This window comes from Chitinophaga varians (genome assembly GCF_012641275.1).
GTDB classification, from domain to species: Bacteria; Bacteroidota; Bacteroidia; order Chitinophagales; family Chitinophagaceae; genus Chitinophaga; species Chitinophaga varians_A.
On sequence record NZ_JABAIA010000002.1, the window covers coordinates 648,797 to 665,391 of the forward strand.

Below are 16,595 nucleotides of genomic sequence, written 5' to 3' on the forward strand. Positions count from 1 at the left end.
ATCACAAATCCGGTCGGATCAACAAATTTCAACACAACAAACTCAAATCAAGAAATCCCTAAATCAAAAAATCCGTAAATGATATGGCACGTGTAATGGCTATTGATTATGGGAAAAAGAGGACCGGACTGGCCGTAACAGACCCGTTGCAGCTGATTGCCAGCGGGCTTACCACCATTCCCACCCATGAACTGATTCCTTATCTGAAAAAATATTTCGCAGCGGAAGAAGTGGAGGCGATCATTATCGGTGAGCCTAAGAACCTGGATGGGAATGCCACGCATGCCACGCCGCTGGTGGAAGAGTGTGTCCGTATCCTCCGGAAGAACTTCCCGCAGGTGCCGGTAAAGAAGGTAGACGAACGTTTTACTTCTAAAATCGCCTTCCAGAGCATGATTGACAGCGGCCTGAAGAAAAAGGACCGTCAGAATAAAGGCCTGGTGGACGAAATCAGTGCCACCATCATTTTACAGGAATACCTGCAAAATAAAATTTAGGCACTTAGATATTTATTTATTTTTTATTTTAATATTTAGATATTTAATAGCGGAAACCCTTTAAAATAGCCAAATATCAAAATACCAAAATAACCAAATGTCGTACCTTTGCAGATCAATTAAAAACAGCACAAGATCATGATATTGCCAATTGTTGCATACGGGCATCCGGTACTGAGAAAAGTAGCAGAAGATATTACGCCCGATTATCCCCAGTTGAAGGAACTTATTGCCAATATGTGGGAAACAATGTACGGCTCCAACGGAGTAGGCATTGCGGCCCCTCAGGTAAACAAATCCATCCGTCTGTTTGTGGTAGACAGCAAACAGATCATCGATAACCTGGAAGACGATGAAAAAAACGATTATCCGGGAGATGAAGGTGTGAAGGAAGTGTTTATCAATGCGCACATCGTGGAAACCGGTGGCAAGGAGTGGGCTTACAACGAAGGATGCCTGAGCATTCCTAAAGTACGGGAAGACGTATACCGCGACGAGACCGTGACCCTTTCCTATGTGAATGAAAATTTTGAACCGCAGCAAAAAACCTTCAGTGGTGTTACGGCGCGCGTCATTCTGCATGAATATGACCACATCGACGGCAAGCTGTTCATCGATCATCTCAAGCCGCTGAAACGCAGGATGTTGAAAAGCAAACTGGATGATATCACCAAAGGAAAGATAAGGGTAGACTACAAAATGACCTTTCCTAAATAGGAAATAATTTTGTAATGTAAAGAAAACCCGTTATTTTGGTATTGTAAAGACAACCATCCGTATCCATTTTGGGAACTACCTTATCATATACTGAAATAGAGCTCATTCAGGGACTGCAAGCCAGGGATGAAAAGTTATTCAGTTATTTATATGACCATTATTCCCCCGCGTTGTATGGGGTGGCACTCAAAATAGTTACGGATGATGCTTCCGCAGGAGATGTGCTCCAGGAAGTGTTCATTAAGATCTGGAAGAACATAGACCGATACGATCCCTCCAAAGGCCGCCTGTTTACCTGGATGCTCAACATTGCCAGGAATACCGCAATCGACAGTTTAAGGTCAAAAGCTCACAAACTTGATCAAAAAGTACAGGACGTAACCAGCGCTAATCTGATGTATGAGCCACAACTGGCCGTACACCTGTCTGTTGATCATCTTGGATTAACAAAAGTGATAGAAGGTCTTCCCAAAGATCAGCGTATTATTATTGATCTGGCTTATTTTAAAGGCTGCACACAGGAAGAAATTGCCAAAACCCTGGATATACCGCTGGGGACCGTGAAGACCAGAATGCGCAATGCGATTATGCAGTTGAGAATCCTATTAAAACAATTATAGTACAAAGTGGATGTACAACGTTACATATCGTCCGGTATCCTGGAGAGTTATGTGTTTGGGCTGCTACCCGATGCAGAACAAAACGAGGTGGAAACGATCGTCGCACAATACCCTCAGGTAAAAGCCGCTGTCCAGGAATTGCAACTGGACAGGGAACGGTTTGTACAGCTGTATGCCATGGCACCGCCGGCAGGCATCAAAGACCGTTTGCTGGATATCATCAGGGACGAGGAAACGCCGGAAGGCAACGCCCGCCTGCCGGAAGAACTGCGTACGCCGGCCCCCGCCGCTACTTCCCGCGAAACACCGGTCAAACGTATCAACGGACGTAAATCTTCTGCTGAAAAAGTCTGGAAATACATAGCAGCGGCTATTATCCTCCTGTTCCTGGGAAGCGTTGTGCTCAACTTCTTTTTCTTCAGTCGCTCTACAGATTATAAAAGCCGCTATCAGTCGCTGGTAGCAGCCAAAGAAAAGCTGGACGCCCAAAAGGAAAGCCAGTCGCTTACTGCTCATCAGGAATTGCAGAAAGAGCTGGACATGCTCAAAGACCCGGCTTTCAAATGGATCAAGCTGGAAGGCTTTGGCCCTACTGCCGGACAGGTTGTGACGGTTTGCTGGAACCCCGTTTCCAGGGCCGTTTTCCTGATTGCACAGGCGTTGCCCATGCCGCCGGCGGGTAAACAATATCAATTGTGGGCCATCCATAATAAAAAACTCGTGGATGCCGGCGTATTCCAGGGCGGCGCACAGGAGGCGCAAAAAATCCAGCAAATGAAACCGGCGGAAGCCGCAGAAGGCTTTGCCATCACACTCGAGAACGAAGGCGGCAGCACGCAGCCAACCATGGAACAGCTACAGCTGTCTGCCAAAATCCGGAAATAGTAAGCAATAACTATGGGTTGTAATTGATTAATCCGTAAATTGCTGATAATAAATACCTCGGAAAACCATTAGTTTACACGCTCGGCACAGTTTACACGGATTAGTAAGGTAGTCTATATTGATTTTTAAGTCGCAGATGGCGCTACCTATGATGTCATGGAATGAATTCAACCAAATACACCGATCAACCAAACCTGGCGGTCTGTCTTGGATTATCACGTAACATACACAGAAGCAGAACTGGTACAGGGCCTTCACGCCCGTGACCAGAAAATATTCAGTTTCCTCTATGATCACTATTCGCCTGCTCTCTACGGCGTGGTCGTAAAGGTACTGAACGACCATACCCAGGCTATAGACGTACTGCAGGACGTATTCCTGAAGATATGGCGGTATGCGGACCAGTACAATGAAGACAAAGGGCGCCTGTTTACCTGGATGCTGAATATCGCCCGCAACACCGCCATTGATGTGCTTCGCTCCAAAGCATATAAACTGGAACAGAAAATCCAAAACATCACGGATGACGTACATCTAAACGGTGGCCCGTTAACCGTGTACCAGTCCATCGACCATCTCGGTTTCTCCAAAGTCCTGGACAAACTGACCAAAGAACAACGTACCCTTATCGATCTGGCTTACTACAAAGGCTGTACCCAGGAGGAAATTTCCAGGGCACTCGATATTCCTTTAGGTACGGTGAAAACCAGACTACGTAATGCCATCATCCAGCTAAGGAACATTTTGAACAAATAAACATTTTGCGTGGACGCCCAATTCATCATATCGTCCGGACTGATAGAATTGTATACTGCCGGCCTGACTTCCGAAATGGAAAGCCGGGAGCTGGAGGCTGCCATGCATCAATACCCCGAAGTAGCCGCTGCGGTAACTACCTGCCAGCGGAACATGGAAGAATATGTGAAGCTCCAGTCCGTATCCCCGCCTGAAAGCATCAAAACACGCCTCTTAAACCTCATTCATACAGATTCCCTTACACCGGATACAGCAACAACCAATGCTGCTATACCACAACTCACTAAAACCTCGCCCATGGAACAAACCAACGTCCTGTCCGTTCCGGAAACCAAAGGTGTTTCCTGGAAATGGATCGCTGCTGCAGCCGCCGTACTGCTCATTGGCAGCGTCATCCTCAACTTTTTTTATTTCAACCGATGGAAGGAATTCCGGGAGTACAAAGACAAATACCAGTCGCTGCTCCTGTCGCAAAACTCCATCATCTCCAAAACCAATGAGTACAAGACCAGACTGGAAAAACTCACTGAATCCATGGAAATCATGGAAAACCCGAAAGTCATGAAAGTGGCCATGCCTGGTACGCCTGCCTTCCCGACAGCCGTAGCGACGGTGTTCTGGAACCAGGATAACAAACAGGTATACCTGAAAGTCAACAACCTGCCAGAACCGGCCGCAGACAAACAATACCAGCTGTGGGCCATCGTGGATGGCAAACCGGTGGACATGGGCGTGTTTGAAATGGGCGATACCGCAAGCCTCCTGCAGAAAATGAAGATCACCGGCAAAGCACAAATGTTTGCCGTAACCCTGGAAAAGAAAGGTGGCGCCGTTTCTCCAACCATGGAGCAAATGTACGTGGCCGGAAAAATCCCGGGCTGATAACATAAACCGCCGGCAGCAGCGGCTGCCGGCCCGTTTACACCACTGACTACAGCGGAGATAGCAGGGCCATCGGCATCCCTGTTGTCTCCGCTGCTTTTTTAACGAATTCCTAACACCGGAAAGCTTACAGCTTTTTCCTAAATTGCAGGCATGTCTCATTTTTGGAAAAGTATAGCCGCAACCGTTGTTGCGTGCTGCCTGCAACTGACACACCTGGCCGCCCAGGACACCGCCCGCTATAAGGGAATGACCGTTAACCTCGACGAAGTGATCGTGGAAGCTAAACGTATAGGCTTCGACGTTAATAGTTTCATTAAAAGGGTGGAAGAAGACACCACCTTCTACCGCGCCTTCAAAAACCTGCATATCGTAGGCTTTCATGCTGATAATGATATCCGCATCCTCGATAAAAAAGGACAGGTGCAGGCTTCTCTCAAAAGCAAAACCGCCCAGCACGTAAAAGGCCGCTGCCGTAACATGGAAGTGCTCGACCAGCAGGTCACCGGCGACTTCTACACCCGCAAAGGCAATTACAACTACTATACAGCTGAACTCTATGGTAACCTCTTCTTTACTCAGGGTACCGTATGCGTGGACGGCAACGGCGAAACGCCCGAAAACGCAGGCGGCGCCATGGCCCGGCATAAAGCACAGCTTAAACAGCTTATCTTCAATCCCGGCAAACCCGTAAAGGGCGTGCCTATCGTAGGCCCCAAAGTGGCCATCTTCGACCGTGATGTAATGCGGTTCTACGACTTCTCCATCAGCGCGGAAAACTATGTGGACGGAACACCCTGTTACGTGTTTACCGCCAAAGCGAAGCCGGACCTCAGCCGGATAGACCGTGGTGATGTGGTGATAGATGAGCTCATCACCTGGTTCAATAAGGAAAACTTTGAAATAGTAGGCCGTAAATACGCCCTGTCCTATAAAACCATGCTGTTCGACTTCAACGTGAAGATGAACGTACAGATGACCAAACAGTTTGGCCTGCTGATACCCGCGCTGGTGACCTACAACGGCACCTGGGACGTGGCGTTCAAAAAGCGGGAGACAGCCGCTTTTGTGGCTAAATTCTATGATTTTAAAGCCGGGGAGTAATTAGTATAAAACCGTCACCGTACCGGTCTTATGTACCGGAATACGGGTATACACTTCGCGATAGTCCACAATCCATACATAGGTGCCCAGATCTGCCTGGAGGCCTTTCACGCGGCCGGTCCAGCCTATCTGCGGGTCATTGGTATAAAACACCCGCTCCCCCCACCGGTTGTAGATGCTCAGGGTATATTGTTCTATTGGGCACCGGTACCGTGGCCGAAAGTAGTCATTGCGCCCGTCGCCATTGGGTGTGAACGCATTCGGGAAATGTACGGTGCACTCACAATCGTGATAATCCACTTTTACAGAATCCACGCTCTTGCCGCAGGCATTCCAGGCAAGCAGCGAATAGATGCCCGGCTGCCGCACAATATATTGCGGTATGCTGGTGCTGTCCTGCCATTTGAAAGGCGCGCCGCCCGCGCCCACCACAGGGATCTGGTATACTTCGTCACGGCACAGCAGCGTGTCCGGTCCAAGGTTCACGCGCAATGTATCATTAAAAGACACGTGTATGGTGTCCGATGATTCACACCGCCCTATTTGTGCATGTACAAAGTAGTTGCCGGGTTTGGTAACATAATACGTGGCCTGATCGGAACCATCCTGCCAACGGTATAAACCATTGCCGAAATCGGCTGTCAGCACCAGGAAATTACCGGTGCAAATGGTGGTATCGTTACCCAGGTTGAGTTTACGCAACCGGTTGAAGTTCACAAAAATGGTGTCTACCACATTACAGATATGATTGATCTCCACCAGCGCCCAGATATTTGCTTCATAGTTGACCGTGATAGACGGCGTAGTAGCGCCATTGCTCCATTTCCAGGCGGTAGCTTCCGGAACGGAAGGCGCCAGCGTAATGGATTCGCCCGGGCATAGCAGCGTGTCCGGCCCAAGGCTGAATGGGTAGGGCGGACCGGTAAACGTAATGGTGATCTCATCATCTATCTCGGCACATCCTTTCGGGAATACACGTACTTTGTAGGTGCCGGAAGTCCGTACGTCCTGTACAGGTGTGGTATTGCCGGTGCTCCAGAGGTAGGTGCAGTTCTGTGCGGTGGCGTCGAGCTGCAGCTGTTCGCCGGAACACAATACAAGGTCAGGGCCAAGGTCTACCTTAGGTATGGGGGTATAAAACACGTTGACGGAATCGGGTATCAGACAGCCGTTGATCTTCACTTTATAGGTCGCCGATGTATCTACGAGGATGGTAGGGGCGGTGGAACTGTCCTGCCACAGGTAAGCAGCGCCGGGTATAATGGGCGCGCTAAGGGTCATGGTGCCTCCCTGACAAAGCGTGACGTCCTGGGGACCTAAGTCATAGATCACCGGGGTGACGATCGTAACAGGTTGTGTGGTGATGTCCTGTACGCCATTGCGCCAGGCAACCAGGGTAACGGTGTAGGTGCCTGTTTGCTGGTATACGTGAAAAGCGCCTTTTATCTTGTTTGATGTGTCTTTTTGGGCCGAAGGGGGATCGCCGAAATACCATTTCACGGAGTCGATGCCCGCCGGTTGTTTGATCACGAAAAACACACTGTCCTGCACACAGGTGGACGATGCCGTGAAAGGATTGACGGCTCTGGCTTTTAGGGCAACCGGCAGCAGGGCCAGCAGCAGAAACAGAATGCGAAAGGGACGACGTATTTGGCGGCTTCTCATGTTGTTGACATGGTAATGGCCGCTAAGATAATCGAAATATATAAATTAATAATAATAATTTAGCGTGAAATAAAAAGCCTCCGGAGATCATTGTCTGCGGAGGCTTTTATTATTTTAATCTTCCCATTTTTGTTGTTTGCCTTCTTCTTCCTGTAATGGCCTGGCGGTAGTGTACCGGCGCCATTTCTCCAGCACCTGTGTAAAGTCCTCTGGCAGCGGGCTTTCAAAGTACATCTGTTTGCGGGTGCGGGGATGGATAAAGCCCAGTTGCTGTGCGTGGAGCGCATGCCGGGGGATGATCTCAAAGCAGTTTTCCACAAACTGTTTGTATTTGGCGAAAATAGTCCCTTTCAGGATGCGGTTGCCGCCGTAGGTGTCATCATTAAAAAGGGAGTGCCCGATATGTTGCATATGCACACGTATCTGGTGGGTACGGCCTGTTTCAAGGCGGCACTCTACCATGGTGACATAGTTATAACGTTCCAGTACACGGTAGTGCGTAATGGCTTCTTTGCCGTACTCCCCGTCGGGATAGGCGTCCATGATCTTGCGCAGGCGCTGGTGACGGCCAACGTGGGCCACTACGGTGCCTTCGTCTTCTTCAAAATCACCCCATACCAGGGCTATATAACGACGGTGAACGGTGTGGTCAAAAAACTGTTTGGCCAGGTCGGTCATGGCTTTTTCAGACTTGGCCACTACCAGCAGGCCGGAAGTGTTTTTATCGATGCGGTGCACCAGCCCGAAACGTGGGATTTCAGGAGTGGTGGCCTGTGTTTTATCGCCAAGGTACCAGGAAAGGCCGTTGACCAGCGTGCCGGTATAATTGCCGCAACCGGGGTGTACCACCATGCCGGCGGGCTTGTCGATGATCAGCACATCATCGTCTTCATAAACGATATTGAGCGGTAATTCTTCCGGCAGCACTTCTGTGCTTTCGGGGTTTTTGTTGGAGAATACAATGATCCTGTCCAGCGGCCTGATCTTGTAGTTGGCTTTAACGGGCTTGTCGTTTACCAACACCATCTCCGTGTCCAGTGCGTTCTGGACCTTGTTGCGGGTAATGCCTTCAATACGGGCGGTCAGGAACTTGTCGATACGGACCGGCTCCTGGCCCTTGTCCACCACCATGTTGATCTTTTCATACAGTTCCTCACTGCCCTCCCCGTTTTCCAGCTCGTCTTCCAGTTCCAGCAATTCTTCAGCCATTACAGAAAATTTTGGCAAAGGTAAATAAAATGCGGGTAGTGCTCACTGAGACACATCGCTTGTGTATTTTATTAAACACGCAAAAAGAGCGGATATATTACAGATCCTCAACGGGGCTGGTGATAACAGCCATCCGGCAAATAAGCCGGGGAGGCCTGTCCCCGGCCGGACATTACAGAAAAATGACATCTGCGGCAGGTCGGGGAGCCTGGGGCCTTCACCAGGCCTCCGGATGCCCAATGAAGAAGCATCCTGTAATGCCTGGCATCATCTGCCGTATTGATACGCCTTAGCACTTTGTTTTATATCTTTGCAGGATGAGATTTTTCTCTTTAAAACGTGGACCATTCAGTCCGGAAAAAGCATAGGAGTGTAAGCACTTTTCAGTATGGAAAAGCAGGAAATTATCGTCAGGGACCTTGGCAAAATAGATTATCAGGAAGCCTGGGACTACCAGGAACAGCTATTGAAGGAAAATGTGCAACTGAAGGCCCAAACACCCGACCAGTGGCCGAAACCAACCACCAACTACCTTCTTTTCTGTGAACATCCGCCGGTATATACGCTGGGTAAAAGCGGGCACATGGAAAATCTGCTGCTGAGCCAGGAAGAGTTGCAGCAACAGGGGATAGGCTTCGTGCCGACCAACCGCGGCGGCGACATTACCTTCCACGGTCCCGGCCAGATAGTGGGGTATCCCATCATCGACCTCGAAAATTTTTTCACGGATATCGGCAAGTACCTGCGTTACCTCGAAGAGGTAGTGATCCGCACGCTGGCGGAATATGGTGTCACCGGCGACCGGTCACCGGGAGAAACAGGTGTATGGCTCGATCCGCACGATAAAGCCAAAGCCCGTAAAATCTGTGCCATGGGCGTACGCTGCAGCCGCTGGGTAACCATGCACGGCTTTGCCCTCAATGTGAATACACATATGCATTACTTCGATAACATCATTGCATGCGGTATCGCAGATAAACAAGTGGCTTCACTGGACAAGGAATTGGGCCGCCAGGTGCCGGAAGAGGAAGTGAAGGCAAAGCTGAAAAAACATTTTGCTGAAGTATTTGGCGCTGCTATCATTTAGTCATTTGGCTATTTCGATATTTAACTGTATTGTAATGAAAAAGCCTCGGAGATGTATCATCTCCGAGGCTTTTTCATTGACACAATAATCAAATAGTTAAATAGTCAAATTACATGCGGTAGTTCAGTGGAATAAAAAAGTTCCATTTCTCTTTCAGGCGGCCATCTTCAAACAGTTCAAAATTGAACCAGCCGGCATGCATGAAAATGGCTTTTTCCAGAATAAGGGAAGGTCCTTTCACCTGTTCTATCTCAAACAGGAAGGTGCCATTAGGCTCAAAGAATTTGACGGAATATTTTTTCTGCGGCGCGTCATTCAGTTTGATGTTGACATTGCCATCAGCGGTGGTGTAAATATAGTTGGAGGGGTGCCATACCACCTTGGGCTCCTTGTTCTCATCTGGCTTGTTGGGATTGCGGGCAGCATCCTTGATGTCTGCGTATTGCAGTTTCATATCAGACCTGATGGTACTGTCGGGCAGGGCCAACAGGGTTTTACTGTAGATGAACCGCCCGTTGTTGAACAGGATGAAAAGACGGTAATAGTTATTGCCGGGCAACGGTTTGTTGTCCAGGTACACATTCCGTGTTTGCGTAGGATAGCTGGCGTAGCCAATGGTATTAAAGTTCAGCACGCTGTCCAGTGAACGTTGAATGCCGATCTCTTTTACCTCCATGAACCCGGATATCCAGTCCAACTGAATTTTACCGGTTTTAATGGTGGCCGAAAAATCAGGTAATACCGGGGGCAGCATTTCCTGGCCCTTACCTGCGAGTGCTATCGATAAAAAAAATCCTATGGCGAATGTTAAACGCGCGACCTGCTTCATACAAAAAAATCCGTGAGCTCTTAAAGTTGGCAAAAATACACTACCATTCAAATATAATGAACAGTTTTTACAGGGAAAGAACGCCTGGAGGGAGGGAAAGATTGCCTTGCAGTCCGCCGGTATGTATTAATAATACTTTGCTATTATCAGCAAAGTAGCGCTGATGGATTAATTCACGGAAAGCCTTGACAAGTTTTCCGGTGTAAATGATATCTGTCGGAATACCGGTTTCTGCAAAAAAAGTATTGATAAAATCTATAAGTGCCGGTTTTACCTTCGCATAACCGCCTCCGTGAAAGTCATGTAATAATTGCCAGTGGCTGGTTTGACCGGGACGTAGCAACGCCTGGACCTCTGCTTCAAGATATCCGGCGCCTTTTAATACAGGAATACCGGTAACGGTCTGTGTGGCCGCGGCGCTGTTGATAAGACCGGCAAGCGTAGTGCCTGTCCCCACGGCACAAAGGATATGCGTGAAACGGGCTGTAGGAAGGAGCGAGAGTATCTCTTCACAGCCGCGGGCGCCTGCTGCATTGTGCCCGCCTTCCGGAATAATGTAAGTGTCCGGACGGTTTTCAAAAGACAGACGACTGTCGCGGTAAGCTTCGCGACTGATAAACTCCAGCTGCATGCCCATGTCCTGCGCCGTTTGCAGCGTATGGCTCAATACCGGAGGTCGTTCGCCCCGGATGATGCCGGTGCAGCGGAATCCTGCCTCCCGGCACGCTGCGGCAGTGGCGGCGATATGATTGGAATAAGCCCCGCCAAAAGTAAGGATGTGCTGCCTGCCCTCGCTACGCGCAGCTTCCAGGTTGTACTTCAGCTTAAACCATTTATTGCCGGAGATGTTCGGGTCCAGCTTGTCCAGCCGCAGTATGGACGCTTCCAGCTGCTCCGGCAGCCAGGAAGGGGCAAGCGTGTCTAACGTGATATTTGCGATGTTCATCTGCCAAAATTCCCAGGGCTGAAGCCCTGGGCTACGTTGTGTTTTAGTTCTGTTTTACAGAGTATGTCTAAAATCAATGGCTTTAAGCCTTTCATGCTCATCAGTGGATGAATGCCATCGTTGATGACTTGATATTTCAGAAAGCAGAGCCCCTGCGCTTCAGCTGTTATAGCCCATGTCTGTCACTAACGGCTTTAAGCCTTTCTATATTACATTAGAAAGTAAAACCCTAAGTTCTGGAACCTGTATTCCCGGAAAGCCTGAAACAAAACGTAGCCCAGGGCTTCAGCCCTGGGAACAAAAATAACGATTATTCATTCGTCAGAAATCCGCCTTTGCCGCGGTACAGCTTAACTGGTTTATCCAGTTTCACTTTCAGTACAGTGACATATTTATCCTGCACGTTTTCGGGCACATCGATGTAAACGAGGCCGGGTACGGGGCTCCAGGAGATTTTGCCGACTACTTTATGATTCAGTTGGGCGCCGTTGCCTACTACGCTGATCTCTTCTATTTTGTTGCTCAGGCCTTTGATCACCACTTGTCCGCTGGTTTTGCCGGGCAGGAAGAGGTACAGGGTGCTGGAGTCTTTGGAGAGGGTGGTAGGGCCGTAGAAGTGGCCCAGCGGCAGTCCTGCGATGGTGTTAAAAACGGCTTCGCCGTTCTTTTTGTTCCAGGCGCCCAGTTCTTTCAGGATGTTTACTTCTTCTGCCGGGATGGTGCCATCTGCTTTAGGGCCGATATCGAGGAGGAGGTTACCGCCGTTGGCCACTGCGTCCACGAAGATGGTAATGATTTCGAACGGTGTTTTCCAGTTGGTGTCTTGTGGCTGCCATCCCCAGTTGTTGTTGATGGTCATGCACAGTTCCCACCAGTGGTAGTGGGGGCGGGTAACGGGGAAGTTCTGTTCCGGTGTGTCATAATCGCCATAGCCTTGTAAACGCCCGTTGATGATGGTGTTGGGGTTATGGGTGGTGAGCATTTTACGCATTTTGCCGGCTTCCCATTCTTCTGCGGAGTGTTCCCAGTCGCCATCAAACCACCAGAGATCGGGGTTGAATTTGGTCATCACTTCTTCCATCTGGCCTTCGTAGTATTTCAGGAAACGCTGCCAGCGTGCGGGTTGTGTCTTGATATCATAGCGGTTGCTGTCTTTCAGGAATTGTGGATAATCGGCATAACTCCAATCGATCAACGAAAAATAGGCACCACATTTGATACTGTCGCGCCGCAAAGCGGTGTAGAGCGGAGTCAGTACGTCCCTTTTGGCAGGGGTGCTGTTGACAACATCGAGCTTGCTGTATTTGCTGTCCCACAAAGCCACGCCATCATGGTGTTTGGTGGTGACGACCGCGTAGCGGGCGCCGGATTCCCTGATAAGGTCGGCCCATTCCTGCGGGTTGTAATTACTGGCAGTGAAGCCTTTGAGCTGCTGCATGTAATCGGGGTAGGAGATTTTTTTGTTGTGGAATGACCAGGATTCATCAATTCCTTTTACCGAATAAATGCCCCAGTGGATGAAGATGCCCAGTTTGGCGTCGGCAAACCACTGCATTTTGTCTTTGATGTCGTCCGGATTGGTTTTCTGTTGCGCATGAGCGGTCATAGAAAGCTGCATGGCACAGGCTCCCAGCACAAGTAGTCTTTTCATTGTTCCGTTTAGATTAATCATTAAAATATGTGTTGTCCACAAAAAGAAAGCGTGAAAATAGGTTTAATGATTATATTTAACGCCGATATTTTCAGGTAAACCATTGAAAATTATAAAATAATATCAAAAAAATGCAACCGACTTTATTGATTTTAGCGGCCGGTATGGCCAGTCGATATGGCAGTTTGAAGCAAATCCAGGCTTTCGGGCCCAGTGGAGAGACTATCATTGACTACTCTATTTACGATGCTATCCGTGCCGGCTTTGGCAAGATCGTATTTATTATCCGGGAAAATTTTGCCACTGAGTTTAAAGAGATCTTTGAACCTAAGCTCAAAGGCCGTGTGGCTACGGATTACGTGTTTCAGAACATGGATTCTTTCACCGGCGGTTACCCGATCCCGGCCGATCGTACCAAGCCCTGGGGCACTGCGCACGCTATTCTGTGCGCCAAAAACGCTATTAATGAACCTTTTGCGGTGATCAATGCAGATGATTTTTACGGCGCGGACGCTTTCGTAAAAATGGCTGCTTTCCTGAAGGGTGAAGCCAAAGCGGACATCTACAGCGTAGTAGGTTATGAGCTGGGCAAAACAGTGAGCGAGCACGGTTCCGTGTCCCGCGGTGTTTGCGCGGTAGACGGCGCCGGTTTCCTGTCAGCCATCAATGAAAGAACAAAAATTTATACTGACAATGGCCAGATCGTTTATGAAGAAGCCGATGGCAGCAAACATCCGCTGAGTGCTGAAACACCGGTTTCCATGAACTTCTGGGGTTTCCATCCCGGCGTATTTGACATCAGCCAGTCGCTGTTCAACGAGTTCCTGGAGAAAAACGGCACCAATCCTAAATCGGAGTTCTTTATTCCGATCGTGGCCGACGAATTTATCCGTCGTAACCTGGGCAAGGTGAAAGTGCTGCCTACCACAGCGAAATGGTTTGGGGTTACTTACAAGGAAGATGCACCCGGTGTTCAGGCCAGTCTGTCAGAATTGGTTAAAAACGGAGCATATCCCGACAATTTATGGAAATAACACCCAACAAATTAATCCTTCAGGCTTTTGGACTGGAGCCTGAAGGATTAAACGTCCGAAGATTCGGATCAGGACACATCAACAACACTTTTCTGCTCGAAAAGAAGGAGGACGGCAGTAAATATGTTCTACAGAAAATCAATGTGAACGTATTCAAGGAACCCGGGATAATAGCCGCTAATCAAAGAATGGCAGCCGATTATCTCGCCACACATCATCCGGCGTATCTGTTCATTACGCCCATACCCACGGTCAACGGGGAAGAGCTCTTTGTAATGGACAATGAATACTGGCGCATGATTCCGTTTATTGCCGGTTCTGTGACGGTAGACCAGGCAGATAACCCAAAGCAGGCATATGAAGCCGCCAAACAGTTTGGCCGCCTTGCCAGTTACCTTTCGGGCATCGACCTGAAGCCGTTTAAAGCTTCAATTCCGAACTTTCACAATCTCACCCTCCGTTATGCCGCTTTTCAGGAAGCCATCCGTAACGCCAGGGAAGACAGAAAGGCAGCAGCAGAAGAGCTGATTGACGAATTCCTCCGCTACTCTGACATCGCAGTCACGTACGAACAGCTGAAAACCAATCCCGAATTCAGGGACCATCTGATGCACCATGATACCAAAATCAATAATGTGCTGCTCAACAAAGACACATATGAAGGTATCTGCGTTTGTGACCTGGATACACTGATGCCGGGAAAAATCATCTCAGACCTCGGAGACATGGTACGCACCTATGTCTGCCCCGTTTCCGAAGAAGAGCCTGATGTAAGCCAGATCGTTATCCGCGATGAATACTTTGAAGCCCTCATGCAGGGATATCTCGAAGAAACAGGCGGCACTTTGACCAAAGTGGAAAAAGAACAACTCTTCTTTGCAGGAAAGTTCATGATCTACATGCAGGGTATCCGGTTCCTCACTGATTATCTCAACGGTGATGTGTATTACCCGATCAAGTACGCCCGGCACAACTTTGATCGCGCACATAACCAGCTCGTACTGCTGAAGCGCCTCATCGAAAAAGAAGACACCCTGCAGGCTATTATCAACAAATGCCTCCATGTCGGTGAACAGGTTTAGACTAGTGAACAATCAAATGAAATCATTCAAAGTCCCGGTGCTTTTCCGCACCGGGATTTTTTTTGCCGCCTTTCCCGTTTCTTCCTGCTTCCCGGTATCAGTTGGTTGTTAGTATTTGATAACCGGTTTTAGTAATTTGTTAGAAATGAATTAATAATCGACTTCTTTTTTTGAATATTTTCAAAAACATATAAAGGGATTAATTTTTGACGAAATATTTTGCCCTTTGTTGTTTTTTATTTTTTTCACGAATACATTTGTACTGATACAAACAATCATCACCTCCTTATGTGGGTAAATAAAGACAATATAAAACTTAATCACATCGTACCTCAGCTCAACTGGGCTATCACGAAGGTCGTGATTATCGTCGTTGTCATTATTAGCCACCATTTCGGAGGATAGGTACACGTGCATAATCAAAATCGATATACGCCTTCCTCCGCAAAGAGGAAGGCTTTTTTTTTGACCACTACAGTTTGACGCTAATAATTCAATTTTATGTATAGCTATTACAACAACGACACCTTTCTTTATCTCGACGGTCAGTATCTGAAAGCAACAGCCGCCACCACAGACCTTTTCGGTCAATCGCTCCACTACGGTTACGCCGTATTTGAAGGTATCCGCGCTTATAAAACAGCCAACGGAGAAGTAAAGATCTTTAAAGCGAAGGAACACTTCGACCGTCTGAAGCGCTCCTGCGAACTGATCCACATCCCTTACAAATTCGACAATGAAGAACTGATCGCGGCCTGTTACAAAGTGTTGGAGATGAACAACATGGAGGAAGCCTACATCCGTCCGCTGGTGTTCTGTCCGCCGAACATGACCCTGAAAGCAGCGAGCGAATCCAATATACTCATCTGCGCATGGGAATGGGGTGCTTACCTCGGTGAAAAACTCCTCCGCATCATGACCTCCTCTTACGAAAGACCGAACCCGAAAGCGTTCCAGATAGAATCCAAATCGGCCGGCCTGTACGTAAACTCGATACTGGCCTCACAGGAAGCAAAACAAAAAGGATACGATGAAGCACTGTTGCTGGATATGAATGGTAATGTTGCGGAAGGCCCCGGCGCTAACATCTTCTTTGAAAAAGACGGAAAGATCTTCACTCCCCCTCCCGGTAACATTCTCCCCGGCATTACCCGCGCCACCGTTATCGAACTTTGCCACGAACTGCAAATCCCGATCGAAGAAAAACTGTTCACCATCGATGAATTAAAACAAGCTGACGCTGCCTTCTTCTGCGGTACCGCTGCAGAAGTAGTAGGCCTCGAATCTATCGACGGACAGGCTTTCGGCAAACCATGGGCTTCTTCCCTCGGAAAAGTATTACAACAGGCATATAAAGCGAAAGTGCTCGACAAAACCTTCCAGCGCGAAGCGCAGTTGGCATAGCAGTAGCTGTTAGTATTTTAGCTGTCAGTGCTAAATGCTGACAGCTAAAAACTAAAAGCTTCCCTTGAACTTTGTAAAACGAAAAACAGAGAATCCGCAACAGTAAAGGGTTTGGAAGAACCGGAGGCAGATTTGAAGACCGGTTTACCGAAAATATTTGGTTTGAATTTGCCGGCCTCACCGGGTAATTTGTGATGGATTTTTAAAATAGGATTACTATAAACAGC

The 16,595-nt window shown here is 48.4% G+C and carries 16 protein-coding genes; 11 read left to right on the forward strand and 5 right to left on the reverse strand.

Annotation, left to right across the window (positions count from 1 at the left end):
* Positions 1-83 precede the first annotated feature (83 nt).
* From ruvX to HGH92_RS17265, 7 genes are all read left to right on the forward strand, one after another.
* A complete protein-coding gene (gene ruvX, locus HGH92_RS17235) occupies positions 84-497 on the forward strand; it encodes a Holliday junction resolvase RuvX (protein ID WP_078667251.1) in 414 nt (137 codons plus the stop codon).
* A gap of 138 nt (positions 498-635) precedes the next feature.
* The gene (def, locus tag HGH92_RS17240) at positions 636-1,214 is read left to right on the forward strand and encodes a peptide deformylase (RefSeq protein ID WP_168872011.1); all 579 of its coding nucleotides are present in this window, start codon (positions 636-638) and stop codon (positions 1,212-1,214) included.
* 68 nt (positions 1,215-1,282) lie between these two features.
* Positions 1,283-1,834, forward strand: a complete 552-nt coding sequence (locus HGH92_RS17245) for an RNA polymerase sigma factor (RefSeq protein WP_168872012.1) — start codon at positions 1,283-1,285, stop codon at positions 1,832-1,834.
* A gap of 6 nt (positions 1,835-1,840) precedes the next feature.
* Positions 1,841-2,719, forward strand: a complete 879-nt coding sequence (locus HGH92_RS17250; protein ID WP_168872013.1) for an anti-sigma factor domain-containing protein — start codon at positions 1,841-1,843, stop codon at positions 2,717-2,719.
* A 207-nt stretch (positions 2,720-2,926) separates the two neighbouring features.
* Positions 2,927-3,475, forward strand: coding sequence for an RNA polymerase sigma factor (locus HGH92_RS17255; protein ID WP_168872014.1), 549 nt, complete (start codon positions 2,927-2,929; stop codon positions 3,473-3,475).
* A 9-nt stretch (positions 3,476-3,484) separates the two neighbouring features.
* Positions 3,485-4,357 carry an anti-sigma factor domain-containing protein gene (locus tag HGH92_RS17260; RefSeq protein ID WP_168872015.1) on the forward strand — a complete coding sequence of 291 codons (873 nt, stop codon included), beginning with the start codon at positions 3,485-3,487 and terminating at the stop codon, positions 4,355-4,357.
* A 153-nt stretch (positions 4,358-4,510) separates the two neighbouring features.
* Positions 4,511-5,461, forward strand: coding sequence for a hypothetical protein (locus HGH92_RS17265; protein ID WP_168872016.1), 951 nt, complete (start codon positions 4,511-4,513; stop codon positions 5,459-5,461).
* Here HGH92_RS17265 and HGH92_RS17270 read toward each other — a convergent pair whose 3' ends face one another.
* Together HGH92_RS17270 and HGH92_RS17275 are read right to left on the reverse strand one after the other, a co-directional pair.
* Positions 5,462-7,126, reverse strand: coding sequence for a gliding motility-associated C-terminal domain-containing protein (locus HGH92_RS17270; RefSeq protein WP_168872017.1), 1,665 nt, complete (start codon positions 7,124-7,126; stop codon positions 5,462-5,464).
* Positions 7,127-7,240: 114 nt separating this feature from the next.
* A complete protein-coding gene (locus tag HGH92_RS17275) occupies positions 7,241-8,335 on the reverse strand; it encodes an RluA family pseudouridine synthase (protein ID WP_168872018.1) in 1,095 nt (364 codons plus the stop codon).
* 388 nt (positions 8,336-8,723) lie between these two features.
* On the opposite strand from HGH92_RS17275, the gene lipB reads away from it, so the two are divergent.
* Positions 8,724-9,422, forward strand: coding sequence for a lipoyl(octanoyl) transferase LipB (gene lipB / locus HGH92_RS17280; protein WP_168872019.1), 699 nt, complete (start codon positions 8,724-8,726; stop codon positions 9,420-9,422).
* Positions 9,423-9,531: 109 nt separating this feature from the next.
* Here the strand turns inward: lipB and HGH92_RS17285 are convergent, their stop codons facing one another.
* The 3 genes from HGH92_RS17285 to HGH92_RS17295 form a co-directional block, all read right to left on the reverse strand.
* On the reverse strand, positions 9,532-10,251 hold the full coding sequence (locus tag HGH92_RS17285; protein WP_168872020.1) for a hypothetical protein: 720 nt from the start codon (positions 10,249-10,251) through the stop codon (positions 9,532-9,534).
* 67 nt (positions 10,252-10,318) lie between these two features.
* Positions 10,319-11,197 (reverse strand): 1-aminocyclopropane-1-carboxylate deaminase/D-cysteine desulfhydrase, encoded by an 879-nt coding sequence (locus tag HGH92_RS17290; RefSeq protein WP_168872021.1) that lies wholly within the window; start codon positions 11,195-11,197, stop codon positions 10,319-10,321.
* 310 nt (positions 11,198-11,507) lie between these two features.
* Positions 11,508-12,848 carry an alpha-L-fucosidase gene (locus HGH92_RS17295; protein ID WP_168872022.1) on the reverse strand — a complete coding sequence of 447 codons (1,341 nt, stop codon included), beginning with the start codon at positions 12,846-12,848 and terminating at the stop codon, positions 11,508-11,510.
* Positions 12,849-12,979: 131 nt separating this feature from the next.
* Between HGH92_RS17295 and HGH92_RS17300 the strand changes: the two genes are divergently transcribed.
* From HGH92_RS17300 to HGH92_RS17310, 3 genes are all read left to right on the forward strand, one after another.
* Positions 12,980-13,882 (forward strand): NDP-sugar synthase, encoded by a 903-nt coding sequence (locus HGH92_RS17300; RefSeq protein ID WP_168872023.1) that lies wholly within the window; start codon positions 12,980-12,982, stop codon positions 13,880-13,882.
* Positions 13,873-14,964, forward strand: coding sequence for a phosphotransferase enzyme family protein (locus tag HGH92_RS17305; protein ID WP_168872024.1), 1,092 nt, complete (start codon positions 13,873-13,875; stop codon positions 14,962-14,964). Before HGH92_RS17300 ends, HGH92_RS17305 begins: the two co-directional genes overlap by 10 nt.
* A 501-nt stretch (positions 14,965-15,465) precedes the next feature.
* On the forward strand, positions 15,466-16,368 hold the full coding sequence (locus tag HGH92_RS17310) for a branched-chain amino acid transaminase (protein WP_168872025.1): 903 nt from the start codon (positions 15,466-15,468) through the stop codon (positions 16,366-16,368).
* Positions 16,369-16,595: the final 227 nt, after the last annotated feature.

Coding starts and splice junctions, on each gene's coding strand:
- ruvX (WP_078667251.1), top strand. CDS start 84: ATGGCACGTGTAATGGCTATTGATTATGGGAAAAAGAGGACCGGACTG.
- def (WP_168872011.1), top strand. CDS start 636: ATGATATTGCCAATTGTTGCATACGGGCATCCGGTACTGAGAAAAGTA.
- HGH92_RS17265 (WP_168872016.1), top strand. CDS start 4,511: ATGTCTCATTTTTGGAAAAGTATAGCCGCAACCGTTGTTGCGTGCTGC.
- HGH92_RS17270 (WP_168872017.1), bottom strand. CDS start 7,126: ATGAGAAGCCGCCAAATACGTCGTCCCTTTCGCATTCTGTTTCTGCTG.
- HGH92_RS17275 (WP_168872018.1), bottom strand. CDS start 8,335: ATGGCTGAAGAATTGCTGGAACTGGAAGACGAGCTGGAAAACGGGGAG.
- lipB (WP_168872019.1), top strand. CDS start 8,724: ATGGAAAAGCAGGAAATTATCGTCAGGGACCTTGGCAAAATAGATTAT.
- HGH92_RS17285 (WP_168872020.1), bottom strand. CDS start 10,251: ATGAAGCAGGTCGCGCGTTTAACATTCGCCATAGGATTTTTTTTATCG.
- HGH92_RS17290 (WP_168872021.1), bottom strand. CDS start 11,197: ATGAACATCGCAAATATCACGTTAGACACGCTTGCCCCTTCCTGGCTG.
- HGH92_RS17295 (WP_168872022.1), bottom strand. CDS start 12,848: ATGAAAAGACTACTTGTGCTGGGAGCCTGTGCCATGCAGCTTTCTATG.
- HGH92_RS17300 (WP_168872023.1), top strand. CDS start 12,980: ATGCAACCGACTTTATTGATTTTAGCGGCCGGTATGGCCAGTCGATAT.
- HGH92_RS17305 (WP_168872024.1), top strand. CDS start 13,873: ATGGAAATAACACCCAACAAATTAATCCTTCAGGCTTTTGGACTGGAG.
- HGH92_RS17310 (WP_168872025.1), top strand. CDS start 15,466: ATGTATAGCTATTACAACAACGACACCTTTCTTTATCTCGACGGTCAG.